The following is a 21,167-nucleotide window of genomic DNA, read 5'->3' on the forward strand; positions in this document are numbered from 1 at the left end:
CATTCTAGGCTCGCCGCCTTCCCTGGCCGCGGCCCTGCGCCTCGCTGAGCGAGCGGTAGGCCTCGAGCGCCTCGGCCCGGCTCTCGCCGAGGTCCACGCACTCGTCGGGGTACTCGTCGGTCCCGAGCTCGGGGATCCAGGCCCTCGCGTAGGCGCCGTGCGGGTCGAACTTCTTCTGCTGCGTGCGCGGGTTGAAGACGCGGAAGAACGGGGCGGCGTCCGCGCCCGACCCCGCGACCCACTGCCAGTTGAACGGGTTCGACGCGGGGTCCGCGTCCACGAGCGTGTCCCAGAACCACCGCTCGCCGAGGCGCCAGTGGATGCCGAGGTTCTTCACGAGCAGGCTCGCCGAGACCATCCGGACCCGGTTGTGCATCCATCCGGTGGCCCACAGCTCGCGCTGCCCGGCATCGACCATCGGGAAGCCGGTGCGCCCGCGCCGCCACGCGTCGAGCAGCCGGTTCGCCTCCCGGTCGCCGAGCACGACGGCGGGCGGGGCCCCGTGCGCGCCGCCCCGCCCGGCGTCGTGCGCGCCGCCCCGCCCGGCGTCGTGCGCGCCGCCCCGGGGGGTGTGCGGGAGCCACCAGGGGTACGCGTCGAACTCGCGGCGGAGGTTCTCCGAGGCGAGGTCGGCGTGGTGGTAGAGGGTGTGCCAGGCGAACTCGCGCCAGCCGAGCTCGGAGGCGAACACGGCGCTGCCCTCGGGGGCGGCGCGGCGCCGGTCGGCCACGGCGTGCCAGACCTGGAACGGGCTCACGTGGCCCCAGCGCAGGTACGGCGAGAGGCGGCTCGTGCCGGCGCGGTCGGGGAGGTCCCGCTCGTCGGGGTACAGCGCCACCGCCGTGTCCGCGGTGTCCGGCCCCACGAAGTCCCTCAGGAGGGCCAGTCCGGCCTCCTCCCCCGGGGTCCAGGCCTCGGCGAGCGGACCGGACCAGTCGGGGTCCCGGGGCAGGAGCGCCCACGCGTCGAGGTCGTCTCCCGCGGGCACGGTCTCGGGCGCCTCGCGCTGGGGGCGCGGGATGGGGAGCGGGTGGCGGTGGTCCCGGCCCGAGAGCTCCTTCCAGAACGGGGTGAACACCTTGTAGCCCGTGCCCTGCTGGGTCACCACGTCCCACGGCTCGTGCAGGAGGGAGGCCTGGAAGCTCTCGGCCTCCCGGCCCGCGCGGCGCAGGAGCGACTTCACCGCGGTGTCGGCGCGCCGCTCGGGGCCGCCGTAGCGGCGGTTCCACGCCACGTAGCCGGCCCGCGCCTTCGCGGCCACGTCGGGCACCACGGCCCCTGCGGGGCCCCGGCGCAGCACGAGCGGCACGCCGAGGCGCCCGAGCGAGGCGCGCAGGTCCTCGAGGGCGTGGTGGAGCCACCAGCGCGCGGCGCCGCCGAGCGGCCGGATCCCGGGGGACTCCTCGTCGAGGACGTAGAGCGCCAGAGTGGGGCCGTGGGCGAGGGCGGCGCGCAGGGCCGGGTTGTCGCGGACCCGCAGGTCGTCGCGGAACCAGACGAGGGCCGGGGTGGGGGCGGAATCGGTGGAGGTCATGCGTGCATCCAGACGGAGATGATGAGGAGGGTGACGGCGAAGCCGGTGAGGTAGTTGAGCCAGAGGAAGCGGCGCCAGCCGGCGCGGGTGGCGCCGGCGCCCGGGTCCGTGACGGACCAGAACGCCCCGGCGTTGGCCGCGTACGGGAGGACGAGCACGGGGGCGAGCCGCACGAGGCCCTCCGCCCACACGGAGAGGGCGAGCAGGAGCATGCCGGCGGCGAGGTAGGCGACGACGGCGAGCCGCACGGTGGCGCGGGCACCGAACAGGGTGGCGATCGAGCCGATGCCGGCCTCGCGGTCCGGGCCGATGTCCTGCACGGCGCCGAACGCGTGGCTCGCCATCCCCCAGAGGAAGAACGCCGCGAGGACGGCAACCGCCGTGGGGCTCGCCGCGCCGCCGGCGAGCGCCAGCCCGTAGACGGCCGGGGACACGAAGTGGGTGCTGGAGGTGATGGAGTCCAGGACCGGGCGCTCCTTGAAGCGCAGGCGCGGGACGCTGTACGCGGCCACGGCGAAGAGCGAGACCGCGAGGACGGCCCAGCTCGCCGGCGTGCCGCCCGCGACGAGCGCGGCGACGAACGGCACGCACGCGCCCCACGCGGCCACGAGCGCGGCCCGGTGCATCGGCGGCGGGAGCACCGCGCCCTCGGCCCCGCCCTTGCGCGGGTTGAGGACGTCGGAGGCGTAGTCGAAGACGTCGTTCGTGCCGTACATCGCGAGGTTGTACGGCACGAGGAAGAACAGCGTGCCGACCACGAGCCGCCAGTCCACCCCGCCGCCGGCGAGCAGGTACGCGGCCGCGAACGGGTAGGCGGTGTTGACCCACGAGAGCGGGCGGGAGGAGACGAGCAGGGCCCCCGCGAGGGAGTGGCGGGCCGGGCTGGCCGGGGCGGCGGAGGCGGCGGTCATGGGCGCTCCTCGGTTCTCAGGGCGCGCGCCCTCGGCGCACGACGGCGGTCTTCCGGGCTGGCGCTGCCCCGGGCCTGCCGGGCCGTGAGGGCGCGCCACAGGAGGGGCACGAGGACGGCGGCGGCGAGTGGGTACGCGAGGTCCTCGACCGGCACGGCGCCGAGGAACAGGCCCGTGAGCGCCGAGGGGGCGTAGGCGTACAGGCCGAGGAGGATGAGCAGGTTGTCGAACACGGCGGTGAGCGCGAGCAGCACCGCGCCGCCGGCCAGGACGGCCGTCCAGGTGCCCGGCCGGCGTCGTGCGCGGCGGGACAGCAGCGCGGCGAGCGCCCCCGCCAGGGCGAGGAAGACGAGGTCGACCACGAGGTAGCTCACGGGCGGGCCCCCTGCCGCCTGGCCGCCCGGGCGGCGAGGGCGTGCTCCGCCCCGGTGTAGAGGGCGAGGGCGGTGTAGCAGAAGAACGCGAGGAAGACGGGCTCCTCGAGGGGCATCTGGGGCGCGAGCATGATCCCGGTCATGAGCGGCGAGCCCGGGTGGAGGAAGACCCCGGCAGCGATCCCGGCCGCGTCCCACGCGAGGAAGAACACGGTGCCGGCCGCGACCGTGAGGGCGGCGGCGCGGGGCGCGCGCCAGAACGCGAGGCGGAAGCGGGCGTCCAGGGTCGCCACGCCGGCGGCGGAGACGAGGAGGGCGATCAGGTAGGCCATGGGGCCTCCTGGCGGGCGGGCGGGGCCGGACGCGCCGCCGGGCTCGGCCCAGCGCCCACGGGGCCGCGCACCGGGACGAGCGCCGGGCCGACGGGGCCCGGGCGCCGCTCGCCGCGCACGCGCTTGAGCACGAGCTCGGCGCTGATGAGGCACATCGGGACGCCGATGCCGGGGCGGACGGAGGCGCCCGCGTAGAGCAGGCCCGCCACGCGCCGGCTCGCGTTGGGCGGGCGGAAGAACGCGCTCTGGCCGAGGGTGTGGGCGAGGCCGAGGGCCCCGCCGCGCCACGCGTTGACGTCCTCGGCGAAGTCCGCGGGGCCGATGGTGCGGCGCACGGCGATGCGCCCGGCCAGGTCGGGGATCCCGGCCCAGCCGGCGATCTGACCGATGGCGGCGTCCGCGATCGCCTCGACCTGCGCAGAGCCCGCGCCGCCCACGCCGCCGCGGCCCCAAGCCGGGGCCGCGGCCGTGGGGACGAGGACGAACAGGCTCTCGTCGCCGGCCGGGGCCGCCCGATGGTCCGTGGCGCTCGTGCGCGAGACGTACAGGGAGGTCGTGGCCGCGGGGGCGCGGCCGTCCCCGATCCGGGCGAAGCCATCCTGCCAGTCGCGGGAGAAGAACAGGCTGTGGTGGGCCAGCTCGGGCAGCGCCCCGCGCACGCCCAGGCAGGCCAGGACCGCGCCGGGGCCCGGGTCGCGCCGGACCCAGGCGGACTCCGGCTGGCTGCGCAGCGCCGGGGGCAGGAGCTCGGTCTCGAGGTGGTGCAGGTCCGCGGCGCCGACCACCACGGAGGCGCCGGAGCGGTGCTGGCGCCCGTCCGCGTCCTGCCAGACCACGCCCTCGACCCTGGCGCCGTCGGGGGCCGGGCCGGTGACGATGCTCTCGGCCCGCGCGCCCGTGCGAATCTGCACGCCGGCGGCGCGGGCGAGGCGCTCCATCGCGTCCACGAGGGCCGCGAAGCCTCCCTCGGGGTACAGGACCCCTTGGGTGAGGTCGAGGTGGCTCATGAGCTCGTACAGGGCCGGGGCCCGGTACGGGGTGGTGCCGAGGAACACGGCCGGGTAGCCGAGGATCTGGCGCTGCCGCGGGTCCCGGAACCGCCGGGCCACCCGCCCGTGCAGGGTCTGGCCGAGGAGCGCCGCCAGGCGCGGCAGGCGCCTGAGGACCTCGCCGTGGGCGAGCCCGCGGAGGGAGGCGAAGTCGTCGTAGAGGAAGTGGGCGAGGGCCACGGCGTAGGCGTCCTCGGCCTCCTCGAGGTACCGGGTGAGCGCTTCCCCCGAGCCGGGGTCGAGGGACTCGAACAGCGCGGCGGCGGCCTCGCGCCCGGCCGGCACGTCCACCGGGCGCTGCTCGCCCTCGAAGAACACACGGTAGCCGGGGTCGAGGCGGTGCAGGTTCAGCTCGGCGGAGGCGCTGGAGCCCATGAGCCGGAACCAGTGGTCGATCACCTCGGGCATGAGGTACCACGAGGGGCCCGTGTCGAAGAGGAAGCCATCCGCCTCCCAGCGCCCGGCGCGTCCGCCGAGCGTTGGCTGCTGCTCGAGGAGCTGGACGGCGTGGCCGTCCCGGGCCAGCAGGCCGGCGGTCGCGAGCCCGGAGATCCCGCCGCCGATCACCACCACGGCGCTGGGCCGCTGGGGCCGTCCAGGCACCCGTGCGGGGCGCTGGCGCTGGGGGCGGTTCACGCCGCCCTCCCCTCGGCCGCCGCCGGCGAGGCCCCGGCGTCGTGCGCGAACGCCGGCCCGGTCCCCGCCACCGCGGCCGCCGCGAGGCGGAGCTTGACGTGCCCCGGGACGCGGACCCGCGTGGTGACCAGCACCCGGGCGGGGCAGGCGTCGATGCGGTCGGCGAGCTCGGAGAAGAGCGAGTGGGCGAGGGCCACGGCCCGCTTCGGGCCCGGCGGGAGCATCCGCAGGCCCGGGAGGGAGGCGTCGAGGTCGCCGCGCAGGTCCGCGACGAGGGCGTGCTTCTGCTGCTCGGTCAGGCGGCGCGGGTCCACGCCGGGGAAGTAGGCGCGGCCGAGCTCCTCGCCGTCCTGGCCGAGGTCGCGCAGGAAGTTGACCTTCTGGAACGCCGCCCCGAGGCAGCGGGCCGAGTGCTCCATCGCGGCCCGGTCGGCCGGGAGCACGGCCAGACCGGCAAGGAACACGCGCAGGCACATGAGCCCCACCACCTCGGCCGAGCCGTAGATGTAGGCGCCGAGGGAGTCCTCGGAGTGGGCGTGCGGGTCGCAGTCGCGGCGCATCGAGGCGAAGAAGGGCGCCACGAGGTCGCCGCCGATCCCGGCCCGCCGCGCAGTCTGGGCGAAGGCGTGGACCACGGGGTTGGTGCTGTAGCCGAGCTCGAGGGCCAGGGAGGTCTCCTCCTCGAGCCGGCCGAGCTGGGCGAGGACCTGCGGGCCGGTGAGCCCAGCCTCGGCGGCGGCCCCGTCCACGGCTTCGTCGGCGATACGCACGAGGGCGTAGACGTTCTCGATGTCCTCGCGCTGCCCGGCGCCGAGGAGGCGGCAGGCGAGGCCGAACGAGGTCGAGTAGCGGCGGATCACCACGGCGGCGCCGGCCACGGCGGCGGCGGTGTACGCCTCGAGGGCTCCCATCTCAGCGCTCCCGGTGGAGGACGTGGTTGCAGATCCGGGTCAGCTCGGACCGCAGCGCCGGGGGGAGGTCGCCGCGGCGGGCCTCCTCGAGCGCGTCCGTGACCATCGAGTGGGCGAGGGTGAGCGCGTAGGACTCGGCGCCGCTGGCCTCGAGGGCCGCGCGGACGCGGTCGACGTCGGCCTCCTCGCCCAGCGTGGCCGTCCCGGGGGCCAGGTGGCGGGCCACGTCGGGATCCTGGCGCGCGTAGGCGGTGAGGACCGTCAGCTTGCCCTCGCGCAGGTCCGAGGTGACGGACTTGCCGGTCTGGCCGGCGTCGCCGAAGGTGCCCAGGACGTCGTCGATGACCTGGTACGCGGTGCCCACGAGCATGCCGACCCGGGCCACGTCCTCGGCACGCTCAGCGGGGGCGCCGGCGAGGATGGCGCCGAGGCGCAGCGGGGCCGCGAAGGAGTAGGCGGCCGTCTTGAGCTGCTCCATGGCGAGGACGTCCTCGACCGTGCGCTCGGCGTCGTGGGCCATGAGCACGTCGTCGAGCTCCCCGGCGGCGGCGTCGGTCACGGCGGAGTGCAGCACGTCCGCGATCCGGGGGGCGAGCTCCTCGTCGCGGCAGGCCCGGTCCGCGAGGCGGAACGCGCCGGTGAGGAGGAGGTCGCCCGCGATGACCGCGATGGAGGCGCCCAGGTGGCGGGCCTCGGCGTCGGGCAGGCCCCGGGCCGCCGCGTCCTCGCGGTACTGGCCGGCCAGGTTGGTGCGGCCGCGGCGCACGAAGTCCCGGTCGATCACGTCGTCGTGCACCACGAGCGCGCCGTGCAGGAGCTCGACGGCGGCGCCGAGGGTCGCGCAGGCCTCCACGTCGGTGCCGCCGAAGGCCGAGTAGGCGTGGAAGACGAGCTGGGGCCTCAGCCGCTTGCCGCCCTGCAGGCACTCCTCGATCCGCTCCCACAGGAGGGCCAGGCCGGGGGTGCCGGCGGTGCCGCGGGAGGTGCCCACCCAGGTCTCGAGGACCTGCTCGGTGGCCGGCCCCACCTCGTCCCACGTGAGCCGCGGGGCGGCCTCCTGGGGCTGTTCGGCCGCGGCGGCGCGGGCGCGGGTGTCGGGAAGCGTGAGACCGGGGTTCGTGGTCGCGGATCGCATGGGTCCTCCTCTGGGGGCCGTTCCCAGCCCGTCCTCTCGACTTCTTGATGTCTCGATTAACTACAAATATGATTGTCTAGGATCGTCCGGTTTGTAAAGGGGGAGCGATGCACCAGCAGGAACACACCGCCGGCGGGGCCCGGCCGAGGCCCGTGGCCGCCGCGGTCCTCACCGCCGCGTCCGCCGTCGCGGCGATCGTCCTCGCCGCGTGGGGCTCCGGAGCGTTCGGCGGGACCACCGTCCAGGACGCCGCCGGCGGGTACCTCTCCGCGACGGCCACTCCCGTGGCCCCGGCGGCAGCGGCCTTCTCGATCTGGAGCCTCATCTACGTGGGCCTGCTGGCCTACGCCGTATGGCAGCTGCTCCCCCGCGCCCTGGCCAGCGGGCGGCAGCGGGCGCTGCGCCCCTGGGCGGCCGCGTCGATGCTCCTCAACGCCGCCTGGCTCTGGGCGGCCCAGATCGGCTCCCCCTCCGTGGCGCTGCCGGTCACGCTCGTGGTCATGCTCGCCCTCCTCGCCGTGCTGTGCCGCATGCTGGTGCTCCACCTCAGCACCCCGGCCGGCTCTTTCCTAGAGTCCACGGTCTCCGACGGCACCTTCGGCCTCTACCTCGGGTGGATCTGCGTCGCCACGGTCGCCAACGCCGCAGCCCTCGTGGCCGCGCTGCTCGGCATCGCGCCCGGGGCGGCCAGGCCTGCGCTCCCCGGCGGGACCAGCGCGGCGGCGGTGGCGATCGTCGTCCTCGCCGTGGCCGTCGCCGTCGGGGTGGCCCTCGCCCTGCGCGGCCGGATCTCTCCCCTGCTCTCCTTCGCGTGGGGCCTCGCCTGGATCGCCGTGGGCCGGCTCACCGGGCCGCTCGGGATGCCCGAGGTGGGCGTCACCGCGGCGGTCGCGGCCGCCGTCGTCCTCGCCGTGGCGATCGCCGCACGCCTGCGGGCCGGGCGCCGCCCCGGCCCCACCACCGCCCGCCGTTCCAAGGAGGCCCCCGCATGAGCCGCGTCATCGCCGTCACCGGCGCCACCGGATACATCGGCGGCCGCCTCGTGCCCCGCCTGCTCGCCGCCGGCAACCGCGTGCGCGTGCTGACCCGGGACGCCTCCAAGCTCCGCGACGTGCCCTGGGGGCACGACGTCGAGGTGGTCACCGGCAGCCTCGACGACCCCACGGCGGCGGCCGAGCTGTGCGCCGGCGCGGAGGTCGCCTACTACCTCGTGCACTCGATGGGCAGCCACGCCGACGCCGACTTCCCCGCCCGCGAGCGCGCGTGCGCCGAGACGCTGGGGGCCGCCGCGCGGGAGGCCGGGGTGCAGCGGATCGTCTACCTGAGCGGCCTCAACCCGGGCACGAGGCTCAGCCGCCACCTCGCCTCCCGCACCGAGGTGGGCCGGATCCTGCTGGAGTCCGGCGTGCCCACGGCCGTGCTGCAGGCCGGTCTCGTGATCGGCTCCGGATCGGCGAGCTTCGAGATGGTCCGCCACCTCACGGACGTGCTGCCCGTCATGCCCGCGCCGCGCTGGGTGCTCAACCGGGTCCAGCCCATCGCCGTCCGGGACGCCCTGCACTACCTCGAGGCGGCCGCGGACCTTCCCTCGGACGTGAACCGGGCCTTCGACATCGGCGGCCCGGACGTGCTCACCTACGCGGACATGATGCGCGGGTACGCGAAGGCCGCCGGGCTGCGCGCGCCCGTGATCCTCGCCCTGCCCGTGCTCACTCCGTGGCTCGCGGCCCAGTGGGTCAACCTCGTCACCCCCATCCCGCGGGCCCTCGCCATCCCGCTCGTCGAGTCGCTGCAGAACGACTGCGTGGTCCGCGAGCACAGCATCGATGCCTACGTGCCCCGGCCCGAGGGGGGCCTCACGTCCTACCAGCGGGCCGTGGAGCTCGCGCTCGGGAAGATCGCCAAGGGCGAGGTCGAGACCACGTGGGCCAGCTCCTCGCCGCTGGACGCGCCGAGCGACCCGCTGCCCAGCGACCCGGGCTGGTCCGGCGGGACCGTCTTCACCGATGTGCGGACGGAGGCCTCCACCGCCCCGCCGGAGCGCCTCTGGGAGGTCGTCGAGGGGATCGGCGGCGAGAACGGATGGTACTCGTTCCCGCTCGCCTGGGCCGTGCGCGGCTGGATCGACAAGGCCGTGGGCGGGGTGGGCCTGCGCCGCGGCCGCCGCAACCCGCACCGGCTCCAGCTCGGCGAGGCCCTGGACTGGTGGCGCGTCGAGGCCCTCGAGCCCGGCCGGCTCCTGCGGCTGCGCGCCGAGATGCGCGTGCCCGGCCGCGCGTGGCTCGAGATGACGGTCGAGCCCCGCGGCACCGGCAGCACCTACTCCCAGCGGGCGGTGTTCGTCCCCCACGGGCTGGCCGGGCGGCTGTACTGGTTCTCCGTGCTCCCCTTCCACGGGGTGATCTTCCGCGGCATGGCCTCGCGGATCGCCGCGGCGGCGGAGGCGGACCGGTCCGCCGGCGGCTCCGCGCCTGCCGCCCCCGCGGCTCCTGCCGCACCCGCCTCACCCGCCGCCTCCGCGGCACCCCGAGAGGACCACCCATGACGACCTTCCGGCGGGGCCTGCGCTGGCTCTTCCCCACCCTCCTCGTCCTCGCCTGGTTCGCGCTCAGCGGGCTCGGCGGCCCGACCTTCGGCAAGCTCTCCTCCGTCTCGAGCAACGACCAGGCGACCTTCCTCCCCGCGAGCGCGGAGTCCACGGAGGTGCGCGCCTGGCAGGAGAAGTTCACGGCGTCGAACGCGATCCCCGCGCTCGTCGTCGTGGAGAAGGACGGCACGCTCTCCCGGGACGACCTGGCCGCGCTCGCCCCCCTCGCGGCCAAGCTCGGCTCCGTGGAGGGCGTGGCCCCGCCGGCCGGCGGCGCGCCCTCGAGCGTCGTCGGCCCCATCCCGTCCAAGGACGGCCGCGCGGCCGAGTTCATTGTCCCGGTCGCGGACGCGGACCAGGTCCGCACCGTCGTCTCCGGCCTGCGGGACGCGGCCGGCACCGTTCCCGACGGCCTGCGGGCCTACGTCACCGGGCCGGCCGGGCTCACGGCGGACCTCGTCTCGGCATTCGGCGGGATCGACGGGATCCTGCTCCTCGTCGCGGTCGGGGCGGTCTTCGTGATCCTCGCCCTCGTCTACCGCTCCGTGGTGCTGCCTTTCGTGGTGCTGTTCTCCGCCATCGCGGCGCTGTGCGGGGCGATCCTCGCCATCTACTGGTTCGCGAAGGCCGGGTGGATCAGCCTCAACGGCCAGAGCCAGGGCATCCTCTCGATCCTCGTGATCGGCGCGGCGACCGACTACGCGCTGCTCCTCGTGGCCCGCTACCGCGAGGCGCTCCACGCGGTCGAGTCCCGCTGGGACGCCATGCGCCGTGCCTGGCGCGCCGCGTTCGAGCCGATCCTGGCCTCCGGCGCCACGGTGATCCTGGCGCTGCTGTGCCTGCTCTTCTCCGACCTGAACTCCAACCGCAGCCTCGGCCCCATCGCTGCCATGGGCATCGCCTTCTCGCTCCTGTCCTCGCTCACGTTCCTGCCCGCGCTGCTGGTCCTGTTCGGCCGCTCCGCCTTCTGGCCGCTGCGTCCGGCGTACGACGCCGGGCACGCGGCTCCGCGGCACGCCGCACGGGCCGCGCGGGCCGGGGCTGGGGCCGCGGCCGGCCGGGGCGCGGCGGGCGGCGCGGCCGGTGCGCCCGAGGGGCTCGAAGACGTCCGCGGCCTGTGGCGGCGGGTCGGGGTCCTGATCGCCCGGCGCCCCCGCACCACGTGGATCGTGGCCCTCGTGCTGCTGTGCCTCGGGGCGGCCGGCCTCCCCCAGCTCAAGGCGAACGGGGTCGAGCAGACCCAGCTCGTGCTCACGGCGACGGACTCCGTGGACGGGCAGAAGGCCCTCGCCCGCCACTTCGACGCGGGCTCCGGCAGCCCCGTGGTGGTCGTGGCCGCCCAGGACCGGGCGGCGGACGTCCTCAAGAAGGTCCAGGACACCCCCGGCATCAGCTCGGCCTCCGTCTATGCCGGTGCCACCGCGCCCGGTGCGCCAGCCGCAGGGGCGAGTGCCGCCGTCGTGCGCGACGGGCGGGTGCTGGTCAACGCCGTGCTTGCGAGCCAGCCGGACTCCGCAGAGGCCGAGCGGACGGTGACTGACCTGCGCTCCTCGCTCGACGCCGTCGACCCGCAGGCCCTCGTGGGCGGCGTGACCGCGATCGCGCTCGACACCAACCTCACCGCCCAGGCCGACCTGCGCAGGATCATCCCCCTCGTGCTCGGGGTGATCCTGCTCGTGCTGATCCTGCTGCTGCGCTCGATCGTGGCGCCGCTGATCCTCATCGGCTCGGTGGTGCTCTCCTACGCGGCCGCGCTCGGGGTCTCGGCGCTCGTGTTCAACCGCCTGCTCGGGTTCCCCGGTGCGGATGCCGCCGTGCCGCTGTTCGGGTTCGTGTTCCTCGTGGCGCTGGGCGTGGACTACAACATCTTCCTCATGACCCGGGTGCGGGAGGAGTCTCTGGCCCACGGGACGCGGCCGGGGATCCTGCGCGGGCTCTCCCTGACCGGCGGGGTGATCACGTCTGCGGGGATCGTGCTCGCGGCGACGTTCGCGGCGCTCGGGGTCATCCCGATCCTGTTCCTCGTGCAGATCGCGTTCATCGTCGCGTTCGGGGTGCTGCTGGACACCGTGGTGGTGCGGTCGCTGCTCGTGCCGGCGGTGGCCTACGACCTCGGCCGGGCGATCTGGTGGCCCTCCCGCCTGTGGCGCGGGTCCCCCTCCTCCCCCGCGTCCCCGGCCTCCCCGGCATCCCCGGCGCCGAAGGAGCCCGTCCCGCGTTGAGGGGTCATGTCCCTGCGCTGAGGGGTCATGTCCCTGCCCGGGCCGGCGGGCAGGTTTCCCCAGAGCCAGCCGGCTCCGCGCCCGGCGCACCGACGGAATCGGCCGCCACGCCGAAGGCCGGGACCCGGCCCTGGGGAGACCTGCACGCAGCGCGCACCCCAGGCCCCGAGGTCCCCGGCCGGCTCCTACTCCTCGGTCTGCTTGGCCCAAAGGTTCACGCCGGCATCGACGGCGTCGCGGTCGATCGCGTTGAGCTCCTCGGTGGTCAGGGGCGGGCCGGAGAGCGCATCGAGGTTCGTGTCGAGCTGCTCGACCGAGGACGCGCCGATCACGGCCGAGGTCACCCTCGGGTCGCGCAGCGCCCACTGCAGGGCGAGCTGGGCGAGCTTCTGCCCGCGCGCCGCGGCGATGTCGTTGAGCCGGCGCACGTGCCCCAGGGTGCGCTCGTCGAGGTGGCCCTCCTGGATGGTGGAGCCCTTGCGGGCGGCGCGGGAGTCCGAGGGGATGCCGTCCAGGTAGCGGTCCGTGAGCACCCCCTGGGCGAGGGCGGTGAAGACGATGCAGCCCATGCCCTGGGTGGCCAGCTCGTCGAGGAGGTCCTCCTCGATCCAGCGGTTGAGCATCGAGTACGAGGGCTGGTGGATGAGCAGCGGCGTGCCGAGCTCGCGGGCGATCTGCGCGGCCTCCCGTGTCTTCGCCGCCGAGTAGGAGGAGATGCCCACGTAGAGCGCCCGCCCGGAGCGGACCGCGGTGTCGAGTGCCATCATGGTCTCCTCGACCGGCGTCTCGGAGTCGAAGCGGTGGCTGTAGAAGATGTCCACGTAGTCGAGGCCGAGCCGGGCGAGCGACTGGTCCAGGCTCGCGAGCACGTACTTCCGCGATCCGCCGCCCTGACCGTACGGGCCTGGCCACATGTCGTAGCCGGCCTTGGTGGAGATGACGAGCTCGTCGCGGTACGGGGCGAAGTCGTCCTTGAGGTACCGGCCCATGTTCTCCTCGGCGCGGCCGTAGGGCGGGCCGTAGTTGTTGGCGAGGTCGAAGTGGGTCACGCCGCGGTCGAAGGCCCGCCGCAGGATCGCCCGCTGAGTGTCCTCCGGCCGATCGTTGCCGAAGTTCTGCCACAGTCCCAGCGAGAGCGCCGGGAGCTTGAGCCCGCTCCTGCCGGTGAAGCGGTACTCCATGCGGTCATAGCGGTCATCGGCTGCTGTGTAGGACATAGGGGTCCCCTTCGCTCGGCTGCGGTCTGCTGGACGTTCCGCGGTTCTCGTGGGCGTTCCGCGCCTAGCCTACGGAAGCCGGGCGCCGGACACGACCGGGGCGTGAGGTTCTTAGAGATCGCTTAGACCGGGGTCCCTAGCCTCGTTCCATGACACGTCCCGGATCCGGCCCCACCGCGGCCAGCCGCCCCCAGCAGCAGGCCTCCGCCCTCCGGAAGGTCCCGGAGGTCACGGCGGCGTTCTGGGCGGTGAAGCTCCTGACCACGGCGCTCGGCGAGTCAGCCTCGGATGCCCTGGTGACCACGGTGGACCCGTACCTGGCCGTCGGCGGCGCGTTCCTGCTCTTCGCGGCCGCGCTCGCCCTGCAGCTGCGCGTGCGCCGGTACATCCCGTGGGTCTACTGGGCGGCCGTGGCCATGGTCGCCGTGTTCGGGACGATGGCCGCGGACGTGCTCCACGTGGTCCTCGCCGTGCCGTATGCGGCCTCGACCGCGGGGTTCGCGGTGGTGCTGGCCGCGGTCTTCTGGCTCTGGCACCGCGCCGAGGGCACGCTGTCGATCCACAGCGTGACCGCGGGCCGGTCCGAGCTCTTCTACTGGGCCGCCGTCTGCGCCACGTTCGCCCTCGGAACGGCGGCCGGAGACCTCCTCGCCTACACGGCGGGCCTCGGATTCCTCACCGCGGGCATCGTCTTCGCGGCCCTGTTCGCCGTCCCGCTGCTCAGCCGCCGCTCCGTGGGCCTGCCCGAGACCGCCGCGTTCTGGAGCGCCTACATCCTCACGCGCCCGCTCGGCGCCTCGTTCGCGGACTGGACCGGCAAGGGCCCCGAGGTGGGGGGCCTGGGCTGGGGGGACGGGCCCGTGGCGGCGGCGCTCCTGCTCCTCATCATGTTCTTCGTCGGCGGCCTCCAGCGCCGGCAGGTCCCCAAGGCCCCGTGACGCCGCTCAGCCGTTGAGGCCACCCCACGGCGGCGGCTCGTCCGCGAGCCGTCGGGCGGCCTCGAGCATCGCCGCGTGCACGAACGCCTGCGGGAAGTTGCCGCGCAGCTGGCGCTGCTCGACGTCGTACTCCTCCGTGAACAGCCCGGAGGTGCCGCACGCGGCCCGGTTCCGCTCGAAGAACCGGGCGGCGTTGATGGGGTCCCCGCTCTGGTGCAGGGCCATGGCGAGGTCGAACCCGCACAGCAGGAACGCGCCCTCGGACTGGTCGAGGGGCCGATCGTCCTGGCGGAACCGGTAGACATAGCCGTGGCGCGCCAAGTCCTCGCGGATGGCGGCAAGCGTCGCGACGGAGCGGGGGTCCTGCGGCGCGAGGGCACCGCGCAGCACCGGCCGGAGGAGTGCGGCGTCGACCCTCTCGTCGTGGGGGGCGCGCTGCCAGCGCCCGCTGGGATGGAGGCAGTCCTTCGTGACGTCGGCGATGAGCTCGTCAGCCTGGGACGTCCAGCGGGAGCCCTGCCGGGCGGGCGCGTGCCGGCCGATCGCGCGGAGCCCCGCGGCGCAGATCAGGCGGGAGTGCGCCCAGCGCGCCGGCTCCAGCTCCCAGATTCCGGCATCCGGCTCCTCGTGCCGCTGGGCGATGGCCTCCACCGCGATCTCCGCCGCCTTCCACTGGTCCAGGTCGAGCCGGTCGTGGTCGGCCGCGGTCGCGAACAGCAGGAGGGCCTCCCCGAACGCGTCGAGCTGGAACTGGTCGTTGACCCAGTTCCCGGCCCTGCCGGAGCCGCCCGGGTAGCCCGGAAGGCCGACGTCGTGCTCGTCCGGCACGCGGCCGCCGTCCACCGTGTAGGCCGGGCTCATCTGCGCACCGTCCTCCTGGAGCCTCGCGGCGACGAACGCGACGGCGTCGTCCAGGAGCGGGAACTCCTTGCACGAGGCGACCGCGATCCCGGTGAAGCACTGGTCCCGGATCCAGGCGTAGCGGTAGTCGTAGTTGCGCCGCTGCTCCGCGCGCTCGGGCAGGCCCATCGTGGCCGCGGCGACCATCGCTCCCCCGGCTCCCGTGAGGCCCCGGAGCACGGCGTAGGACTGCCGCGCGTCGTCGGATGCGATGGTGTTCTCGAACTGCGGCACCTCCTTGTGCCAGCCGTACTCGGTGGCGCTCCAGGTCTCGTCGGGGCGCACCGGCTCGGAGGGGAGCTCGGCGTCGGAGACCTCCAGGACGAGGTCGTGCCGGGCCCCCTCCTCGAGGCGGACGATGAATTCGAGGGCGCCGTCCACCGCCTTCGCCCCGGCGGCCCCCGTCAGCCTGATCCGCAGCGGCCCCGAGCGCGCGCTCCACACGCCCTCGGATTCCTCGCTCAGGCGGGACATCCGGTGCCGGCCGAAGCCCGCGCGCGCATTGACGACGACGCGCACCTCGGCCGGGCCCTGCACGGCCCGGATGCGGCGCAGGATGATGGCCCGGTGCGGGTCTCCGGGGTAGGCGAGGGCTTCGCGGCATTCGGTGATCCCGCCGGGTGTGATCCAGCGGCTGACCCAGATGAGGGTCCCGTCCTCGTAGCGGCCGCCCCAGACGAACCGGGGGTCGGTCGGCGTCACGGCGAAGCAGCCCGAACCGCCGATCATGGAGGAGAAGACGGCGTCGTCGTGCCACTGCGGGGCGCACATCCAGACGATGTCGCCGCGGGGCCCGAGCAGTGCCGCGCGCTCCCCGTCGGCCAGCATCGCGTACTCGCGCAGCACGTGGGGCGGGAACTCCTCGACACCACCAACCATGGCAGCAGGCTATGGCAACCGTTGCGTGGACGCAATGATTCCGGCGCGGCCGCGCGCGCCCCGCACCCCGGTGTTTCACCTCCGTCCGTTGCGGGTACGCAACCATTGCAAGTGGACCGCCCGCGGCTCCATCGCGGGAGCCTCCCGGACAGGAGGGAACAGCATGGACCCCGAAGAAGGCACGCCCCCCGCCCAGGACGCCCTGCCGCCGTCGGGGCGGCAGTTCACTCTCGCGTTCGCCGGGCAGACGGCCCTCGTCACCGAAGTCGGCGGCTCGCTGCGCCGCTACACGGTGGACGGGCACGACCTCCTGGACGGCTACGGCGAGGAGGAGATGTGCACCGGCGCCCGGGGCCAGTCCCTCATCCCCTGGCCCAACCGCATCCGCCACGGGCGCTACGACTGGCACGGCCGCAGCGAGCAGCTCGATCTCAGCGAGCCGGCGAAGGGCGGGGCGATCCACGGGCTGACCCGGTGGGCGAACTGGGAGGTGGAGCAGCAGGCGGAGAGCTACCTCAGCCTCGTCCACACGCAGCACGCGTGCCAGGGCTGGCCCTGGGTCCTCTCCTGTCGGCTCGAGTACAGGCTGGACGCCACCGGCCTCTCCGTCCGCACCACGGCGGTGAACCGCAGCAGCACGCCCTGCCCCTTCGGAACGGGCGCCCATCCCTATCTCACGGTCGGCACCCGGGTCATCGACGGCGCGCTGGCCCAGGTGCCCGGCAGCGTGTACCTCCCGGTCGACGCCGAGGGCATCCCGACCGGGCACGAGCCAGTAGACGGCACCCAGTGCGACCTGCGCAGCATGCAGCCCCTCGGCTCCCGCCAGATCGACGTGACCTACACCGAACTCGCGCGCGACGACGACGGCCGGGCCCGCGTCCGGCTCGCCCACCCCGACGGCTCCCCCGAGATCGCCCTGTGGGCCGACGAGGCCTACCCGTACTTCGAGATCTTCACCGGGGACACCCTGCCCCAGGAGGACCGGCGGCGCACCGGGCTGGGCGTCGAGCCCATGACCTGCGCCCCGGACGCCTTCAATTCCGGCGAGGGGCTCATCACCCTGGCCCCCGGCGCTGCCCACACCGCCGCCTGGGGGATTGAACCACACGCCCGCTGACGGAACGCCCGCGCCAGCACCACCAGAACTGAAGGAACCGCCAGAACTGAAGGAGAGGTCCAGATGGGAACAGCACGTCGCATCGTCGTCGTCACCGGGGCGAGCGGGGGGATCGGCCGCGCCTCGGCGATCGCCTTCGGGAAGGCGGGCGACGCCGTCGCCCTCCTCGCGCGCGGCGAGGCAGGTCTCGCCGCGGCCGCGGCAGACGTCGAGGCCGCCGGCGGCACGGCCCTGCCGATTCCCGTCGACGTCGCGGACCACGAGGCCCTCGACGCGGCCGCCGAGCGGGTCGAGCGGGAACTCGGGCCGATCGACGTGTGGGTCAACGTCGCCTTCACCTCGGTCTTCTCCCGCTTCCACGAGATCGAGCCGGAGGAGTACAAGCGGGTCACCGAGGTCAGCTACCTCGGCTACGTCTACGGCACCATGTCCGCGCTCAAGCGCATGCGGCCGCGGGACCGGGGGACGATCGTGCAGGTCGGCTCGGCGCTGGCCTACCGCGGCATCCCGCTCCAGACGGCCTACTGCGGCGCCAAGCACGCCATCCAGGGCTTCAATGAGTCCCTCCGCACCGAGCTGCTCCACGAGAACAGCGGGATCCGCACCACGATGGTCCAGATGCCGGCGGTCAACACGCCCCAGTTCTCGTGGGTGCTCTCCCGCCTGCCGAATCACGCCCAGCCGGTGCCGCCCATCTACCAGCCGGAGGTCGCCGCCCGCGGGGTGTTCCATGCCGCCGCGCATCCCGAGCGGCGCGAGTACTGGGTAGGCGGGAGCACCGCTGCCACCCTCATCGCCAACGCGGTGGCCCCGGGGGTCCTCGACCGCTACCTGGCCAGGACCGGCTTCAAGGCCCAGCAGACCCCGGACCCGCGGGACCCGGACCAGCCGGTGAACCTCTGGAAGCCCGCAGACGCCGAACGGGACTTCGGTGCGCACGGGGTGTTCGACGCCAAGTCCTCGCCGCGCAGCCTCCAGCTGGTCGCCTCGCAGCACCACGGTGCCGTGGCCGCCGCGGCAGGGGTCGTCCTGGCCGGGGCCGCGGCGGCGGTCGGCGCACTCGTGCGGAGGGCCCGGTGAGGCCGCTCGAGGCGGTGCGGGCCGCGTACGGCGTCACCGAGCTGCTCGCACCGGGGGCGGTGGAGCGCCTGCTCCTCGGCCACCGGCCGGATGAGCGCGCCCGGAGGGTGATCCGCATCCTCGGGGCCCGGCACCTGGTCCAGGCGCTCGTGACGGCGCGCGGAGGCCGCACGCTCCACCGCCTCGGCGGCGCCGTCGACGTGATCCACGCCGTCACGATGGCGGCGCTGGCGGGAGCCGATCCGAGGCGGCGGCGTGCCGCGTCCGTCAACGCCGCGATCGCGCTCGTGTTCGCTGCCGGAGAGCTTCGCTGAGGGCCGGGGTCCGCCGAAGGCGGGCGTCCGGCCGAGCCTGAGGGCCGGGCCTGGGGGGCCGGGCCGGTCAGCCGCCCAGCCCGAGCGTGAACCGGCCGTCCTCCGTGCCCAGGCCGCCGCCGGCGTCGGCGAACGCGGCCATGGCTTCGGCCACGGCCTCCCGGGAATCCGCGGGCATGGAGCTGATGACGTCCGCGATGGCGCGCCGCCGGTGCTCCATCACAGTCTCCACGAGCTCCCGACCCTTGGGGGTGAGGTCCAGCTGGAGGAACCGCCGGTCGGCGGGATCGTCGCGGCGGCTCACGAAGCCTGCGACGACCAGCCGATCGCACGTGCGGGTCGCATTGGAGGCGTGCACGCCCAGTTCGCGCGCCACAGCCCCGAGATTCTGCGGGCCGCGGAATCCGAGGAACACGAGGACGCGCAGCTGGGGCGTGGTGACGAGGTCCTCGACCTCGACCACAGAGGTCGCGGCGACGCGCAGCAGGACGTCGGCGGCCCTCATCACGGCGTCCACCTGGTCGCGGCGGGTGCGGAACCCGGTCTTCTCCATCGCTCCAGTATCCGCTTCCCTTGCGCCCGCGCAAAGCTTGCGGCACAACAGGTTTCAGGCGATGGCGGAGGGGTGGCGCGCCAGCGGCGTCACGTCGATGTCCATGTACGGGAAGAGCGGCAGGCTCGAGAGGAGCTCGTGCAGCTCGTCGTGGCCCTCGACGTCGAACACAGAATAGTTCGCATACTCCCCGGCGATGCGCCACAGGTGCGGCCAGCGTCCGTCCCGCTGGAGCGACTGCGAATAGGCCTTCTCGCGGGCCTTGACCTCCGCGGCCTGCGCGGGCGGCATGTCCGCGGGCAGGCGGACGTCCATGCGGACCAGGTACAGCATCGGGGACCTCCTAGGAGTCTTGGCGGTAGCGGGCCAGCTTGGCCTCGTCGATCTCGGCGCCCACGCCGGGCGCCTCGCGGACGCGCAGGGCGCCGTCGCGGATCTCGAGCGGCTCGGCGAGGAGGTCGTCGGCCATGTCGAGGAAGTTGGAGAGCTCTCCGGCGCGGCGCTGGCTCGCCTCGTGGGCGGCTCCGAAGGTGACGGTCGCGAGAGACCCGATCTGGGTGTCGATCTGGTTGCCCATGGTCACGTCGACACCGAGCCCGGTGCACAGGCCGAGGATCTCGGTGGCCTGGGTGAAGCCGCTGCGGGCGGTCTTGATGCAGACCGCGGTGCAGCCGCCGGAGAGGAGCTCGCGGGAGACGTCGCCGGGGGTGGGCACAGACTCGTCGCCCACGATCGGGACCGGCGAATGCTGCACAAGCCGCCGGCGGCCCATCGCCTCGGCCGCGTCGCAGGGCTCCTCGAGTGCGGACAGCCCCAGGCCCTCCGTGCGGCGCAGCACCTCCAGGGCCTCGTTGGCGCTCCACCCCCGGTTGGCGTCGAGGTAGATCTCGGCCTCGTCGCCGAGGCCCTCCCGCAGGACCCGCGCCGCCTCGACGTCGAGGGCCAGCGGCCGCCGGCCGGTCTTGAGCTTGAAGGTGGTGACCCCGTACTGCTCACGGAAGCGCAGGGCCTCCTCGAGCAGCTCGGGCGCGGGACGGAAGCCGAGCATGTGCGCCACGCGCATGCCGTCCGCGTACCCGCCGAGGAGCCGGTGCACGGGCACTGCCAGGGCCTTCCCCACGAGGTCCCACAGGGCGATGTCGATCGCACCCTTGGCGGTCGCGTTGTGGACCGTGCGGCCCATGATCCGCTGGGCCTTCTCGCGGTCGAGCGGGTCGAGGCCCACCAGCTGCGGGGCGAACAGGTCGCGCACCACGGCGATGATGGACTCCTGCGTCTCCCCGTACGTGTAGGGCCGCGGCGGGGCGTCCGCGACGCCCACAAGCCCCTCGTCCGTGGAGATCCGGATCAGCACGTGCTCCGCGGTGTGCACCTCCCCGCTGGCGAACCTCAGCGGGTGGGTGTACGGGATCGCGTAGGGGATCGCCTCGATGCGTTCAATCTTCACGCGCGGCCTCCTGGGCAAGGGGTGAGCGGACGACGGCGAGGGGCCGGCTCCCGCGGGGAGCGCGCCCGGGTGCCGGGACAGTGTCGAACAGTTCGAGGAGCCGCCGCACGAGCGGCGTCTCCTCGCCCGCGCGCCAGGCGACGGCGAGGTCGACGGCGGGCGGGTGCGCGAGTGGGCGGAAGACGATGCCCTCGATCGTGAGGATGCGCGAGGCCATGGGCACGAGGGCCATCCCCATGCCGGCGGCGACGAGGGAGAGGAGGGTGGAGGTCTCGGCCGCCTCCTGCACCACCCGGGGCGTGAAGCCCTCGGCACGGCAGGCCTCGCGGAAGATCCGGGTGACCACGGAGTCCGCCGGGTAGCCGACGAACGGCTCGTCCGCGAGGTCGCGGAGGTCGAGTTCGGCGTGGTCGGCCCACGGCGAGCCGGCGGGCAGCGCTGCGACGAGGCGGTCCTGCTCGAGCGGGGCGAGGGCCACCTCAGGTGAGGCCACCGGCGGGCGGAGCACCGCGACGTCGAGGCTCCCCTCCTCGAGCCCCCGGACCATCTGCGGGGTGAGCATCTCGCCGTGGACGCTGAGCTTGAGGCCCGGCAGCTCGGTGCGTGCCCTCTTCACCAGGGTGGGCAGCAGGCGGTAGGTCGCGGAACCGGAGAGTCCGATCCTGATCACCCCGGCGGCACCCGCGCCCACCTCGGCGACGTCCGATTCCAGTTCCTCGAGGTCGCGCAGGATGCGGCGGCCACGGTCGAGGAGGAGCTCGCCGGCGGGGGTGAGCTCGACTCTGCGGGTGGTCCGCTCGAACAGCTGGGTGCCCAGCTGCTCCTCGAGCTGCCTGATCTGCTGCGACAGCGGGGGCTGCGCCATGTGGAGGCGCTGCGCGGCACGGCCGAAGTGGCGCTCCTCCGCGACGGCGATGAAGTAGCGCAGATGCCTGGTCTCCATCGGTCCTCCTGGTGCTCGGCCGCGGCCCGTCCGGGCTGCTTCCCGTTTCACCTTAGGCGCGCGGTTGTGTCGAGGGAAATACCCA

General features: G+C 74.4%; 20 protein-coding genes. 7 read left to right on the plus strand and 13 right to left on the minus strand.

The window, feature by feature from the left end; translation table 11 throughout:
• Positions 1–4: 4 nt before the first annotated feature.
• The 7 genes from J2W21_RS08700 to J2W21_RS08730 are packed head-to-tail and all read right to left on the minus strand — an operon-like array spanning position 5 to position 6,882.
• Positions 5–1,534 (minus strand): cryptochrome/photolyase family protein, encoded by a 1,530-nt coding sequence (locus tag J2W21_RS08700; RefSeq protein WP_307114108.1) that lies wholly within the window; start codon positions 1,532–1,534, stop codon positions 5–7.
• Positions 1,531–2,445: a prenyltransferase gene (locus tag J2W21_RS08705; RefSeq protein WP_307114109.1), complete on the minus strand. Its 915-nt coding sequence runs from the start codon at positions 2,443–2,445 to the stop codon at positions 1,531–1,533. Before J2W21_RS08705 ends, J2W21_RS08700 begins: the two co-directional genes overlap by 4 nt.
• A complete protein-coding gene (locus J2W21_RS08710) occupies positions 2,442–2,819 on the minus strand; it encodes a lycopene cyclase domain-containing protein (RefSeq protein ID WP_307114110.1) in 378 nt (125 codons plus the stop codon). Before J2W21_RS08710 ends, J2W21_RS08705 begins: the two co-directional genes overlap by 4 nt.
• Entirely contained in the window at positions 2,816–3,151 is a 336-nt protein-coding gene (locus J2W21_RS08715) for a lycopene cyclase domain-containing protein (RefSeq protein WP_307114111.1), read from the minus strand. Before J2W21_RS08715 ends, J2W21_RS08710 begins: the two co-directional genes overlap by 4 nt.
• A complete protein-coding gene (gene crtI, locus J2W21_RS08720) occupies positions 3,139–4,803 on the minus strand; it encodes a phytoene desaturase family protein (RefSeq protein ID WP_307114252.1) in 1,665 nt (554 codons plus the stop codon). Before crtI ends, J2W21_RS08715 begins: the two co-directional genes overlap by 13 nt.
• A gap of 29 nt (positions 4,804–4,832) precedes the next feature.
• Positions 4,833–5,747: a phytoene/squalene synthase family protein gene (locus J2W21_RS08725; RefSeq protein WP_307114112.1), complete on the minus strand. Its 915-nt coding sequence runs from the start codon at positions 5,745–5,747 to the stop codon at positions 4,833–4,835.
• A 1-nt stretch (position 5,748) separates the two neighbouring features.
• On the minus strand, positions 5,749–6,882 hold the full coding sequence (locus tag J2W21_RS08730; RefSeq protein WP_307114113.1) for a polyprenyl synthetase family protein: 1,134 nt from the start codon (positions 6,880–6,882) through the stop codon (positions 5,749–5,751).
• Between the two features lie 107 nt (positions 6,883–6,989).
• Between J2W21_RS08730 and J2W21_RS08735 the strand changes: the two genes are divergently transcribed.
• The 3 genes from J2W21_RS08735 to J2W21_RS08745 are packed head-to-tail and all read left to right on the plus strand — an operon-like array spanning position 6,990 to position 11,691.
• Positions 6,990–7,874, plus strand: coding sequence for a tryptophan-rich sensory protein (locus tag J2W21_RS08735; RefSeq protein ID WP_307114114.1), 885 nt, complete (start codon positions 6,990–6,992; stop codon positions 7,872–7,874).
• A complete protein-coding gene (locus tag J2W21_RS08740) occupies positions 7,871–9,427 on the plus strand; it encodes an SDR family oxidoreductase (protein WP_307114115.1) in 1,557 nt (518 codons plus the stop codon). Before J2W21_RS08735 ends, J2W21_RS08740 begins: the two co-directional genes overlap by 4 nt.
• Entirely contained in the window at positions 9,424–11,691 is a 2,268-nt protein-coding gene (locus J2W21_RS08745) for an MMPL family transporter (RefSeq protein WP_307114116.1), read from the plus strand. The genes J2W21_RS08740 and J2W21_RS08745 overlap by 4 nt, the downstream gene beginning before the upstream one ends.
• Before the next feature lie 185 nt (positions 11,692–11,876).
• Here J2W21_RS08745 and mgrA read toward each other — a convergent pair whose 3' ends face one another.
• Positions 11,877–12,908, minus strand: a complete 1,032-nt coding sequence (gene mgrA / locus J2W21_RS08750; protein WP_307114117.1) for an L-glyceraldehyde 3-phosphate reductase — start codon at positions 12,906–12,908, stop codon at positions 11,877–11,879.
• A gap of 149 nt (positions 12,909–13,057) precedes the next feature.
• Between mgrA and J2W21_RS08755 the strand changes: the two genes are divergently transcribed.
• Complete coding sequence (locus tag J2W21_RS08755; RefSeq protein ID WP_307114118.1) at positions 13,058–13,846, plus strand: COG4705 family protein; 789 nt, start codon at positions 13,058–13,060, stop codon at positions 13,844–13,846.
• Between the two features lie 6 nt (positions 13,847–13,852).
• Here the strand turns inward: J2W21_RS08755 and J2W21_RS08760 are convergent, their stop codons facing one another.
• The gene (locus J2W21_RS08760) at positions 13,853–15,625 is read right to left on the minus strand and encodes a glycoside hydrolase family 15 protein (protein ID WP_307114119.1); all 1,773 of its coding nucleotides are present in this window, start codon (positions 15,623–15,625) and stop codon (positions 13,853–13,855) included.
• Between the two features lie 163 nt (positions 15,626–15,788).
• On the opposite strand from J2W21_RS08760, the gene J2W21_RS08765 reads away from it, so the two are divergent.
• The 3 genes from J2W21_RS08765 to J2W21_RS08775 all read left to right on the plus strand — a co-directional run bounded on the left by J2W21_RS08765 (position 15,789) and on the right by J2W21_RS08775 (position 18,139).
• Positions 15,789–16,745: an aldose 1-epimerase family protein gene (locus J2W21_RS08765; protein ID WP_307114120.1), complete on the plus strand. Its 957-nt coding sequence runs from the start codon at positions 15,789–15,791 to the stop codon at positions 16,743–16,745.
• 63 nt (positions 16,746–16,808) lie between these two features.
• Positions 16,809–17,825 (plus strand): SDR family oxidoreductase, encoded by a 1,017-nt coding sequence (locus tag J2W21_RS08770; protein ID WP_307114121.1) that lies wholly within the window; start codon positions 16,809–16,811, stop codon positions 17,823–17,825.
• The gene (locus J2W21_RS08775) at positions 17,822–18,139 is read left to right on the plus strand and encodes a hypothetical protein (protein ID WP_307114122.1); all 318 of its coding nucleotides are present in this window, start codon (positions 17,822–17,824) and stop codon (positions 18,137–18,139) included. Before J2W21_RS08770 ends, J2W21_RS08775 begins: the two co-directional genes overlap by 4 nt.
• 67 nt (positions 18,140–18,206) lie before the next feature.
• Here the strand turns inward: J2W21_RS08775 and J2W21_RS08780 are convergent, their stop codons facing one another.
• The 4 genes from J2W21_RS08780 to J2W21_RS08795 are packed head-to-tail and all read right to left on the minus strand — an operon-like array spanning position 18,207 to position 21,082.
• The gene (locus J2W21_RS08780) at positions 18,207–18,692 is read right to left on the minus strand and encodes a MarR family winged helix-turn-helix transcriptional regulator (RefSeq protein WP_307114123.1); all 486 of its coding nucleotides are present in this window, start codon (positions 18,690–18,692) and stop codon (positions 18,207–18,209) included.
• 54 nt (positions 18,693–18,746) lie between these two features.
• Positions 18,747–19,025 carry a muconolactone Delta-isomerase gene (catC, locus tag J2W21_RS08785; RefSeq protein ID WP_307114124.1) on the minus strand — a complete coding sequence of 93 codons (279 nt, stop codon included), beginning with the start codon at positions 19,023–19,025 and terminating at the stop codon, positions 18,747–18,749.
• A gap of 10 nt (positions 19,026–19,035) precedes the next feature.
• On the minus strand, positions 19,036–20,139 hold the full coding sequence (locus tag J2W21_RS08790; RefSeq protein ID WP_307114125.1) for a mandelate racemase/muconate lactonizing enzyme family protein: 1,104 nt from the start codon (positions 20,137–20,139) through the stop codon (positions 19,036–19,038).
• Positions 20,129–21,082, minus strand: coding sequence for a LysR substrate-binding domain-containing protein (locus tag J2W21_RS08795; protein ID WP_307114126.1), 954 nt, complete (start codon positions 21,080–21,082; stop codon positions 20,129–20,131). Before J2W21_RS08795 ends, J2W21_RS08790 begins: the two co-directional genes overlap by 11 nt.
• Positions 21,083–21,167: the final 85 nt, after the last annotated feature.

The sequence above is a fragment of the Sinomonas atrocyanea genome, assembly GCF_030811715.1.
GTDB classification, from domain to species: Bacteria; Actinomycetota; Actinomycetes; order Actinomycetales; family Micrococcaceae; genus Sinomonas; species Sinomonas atrocyanea_A.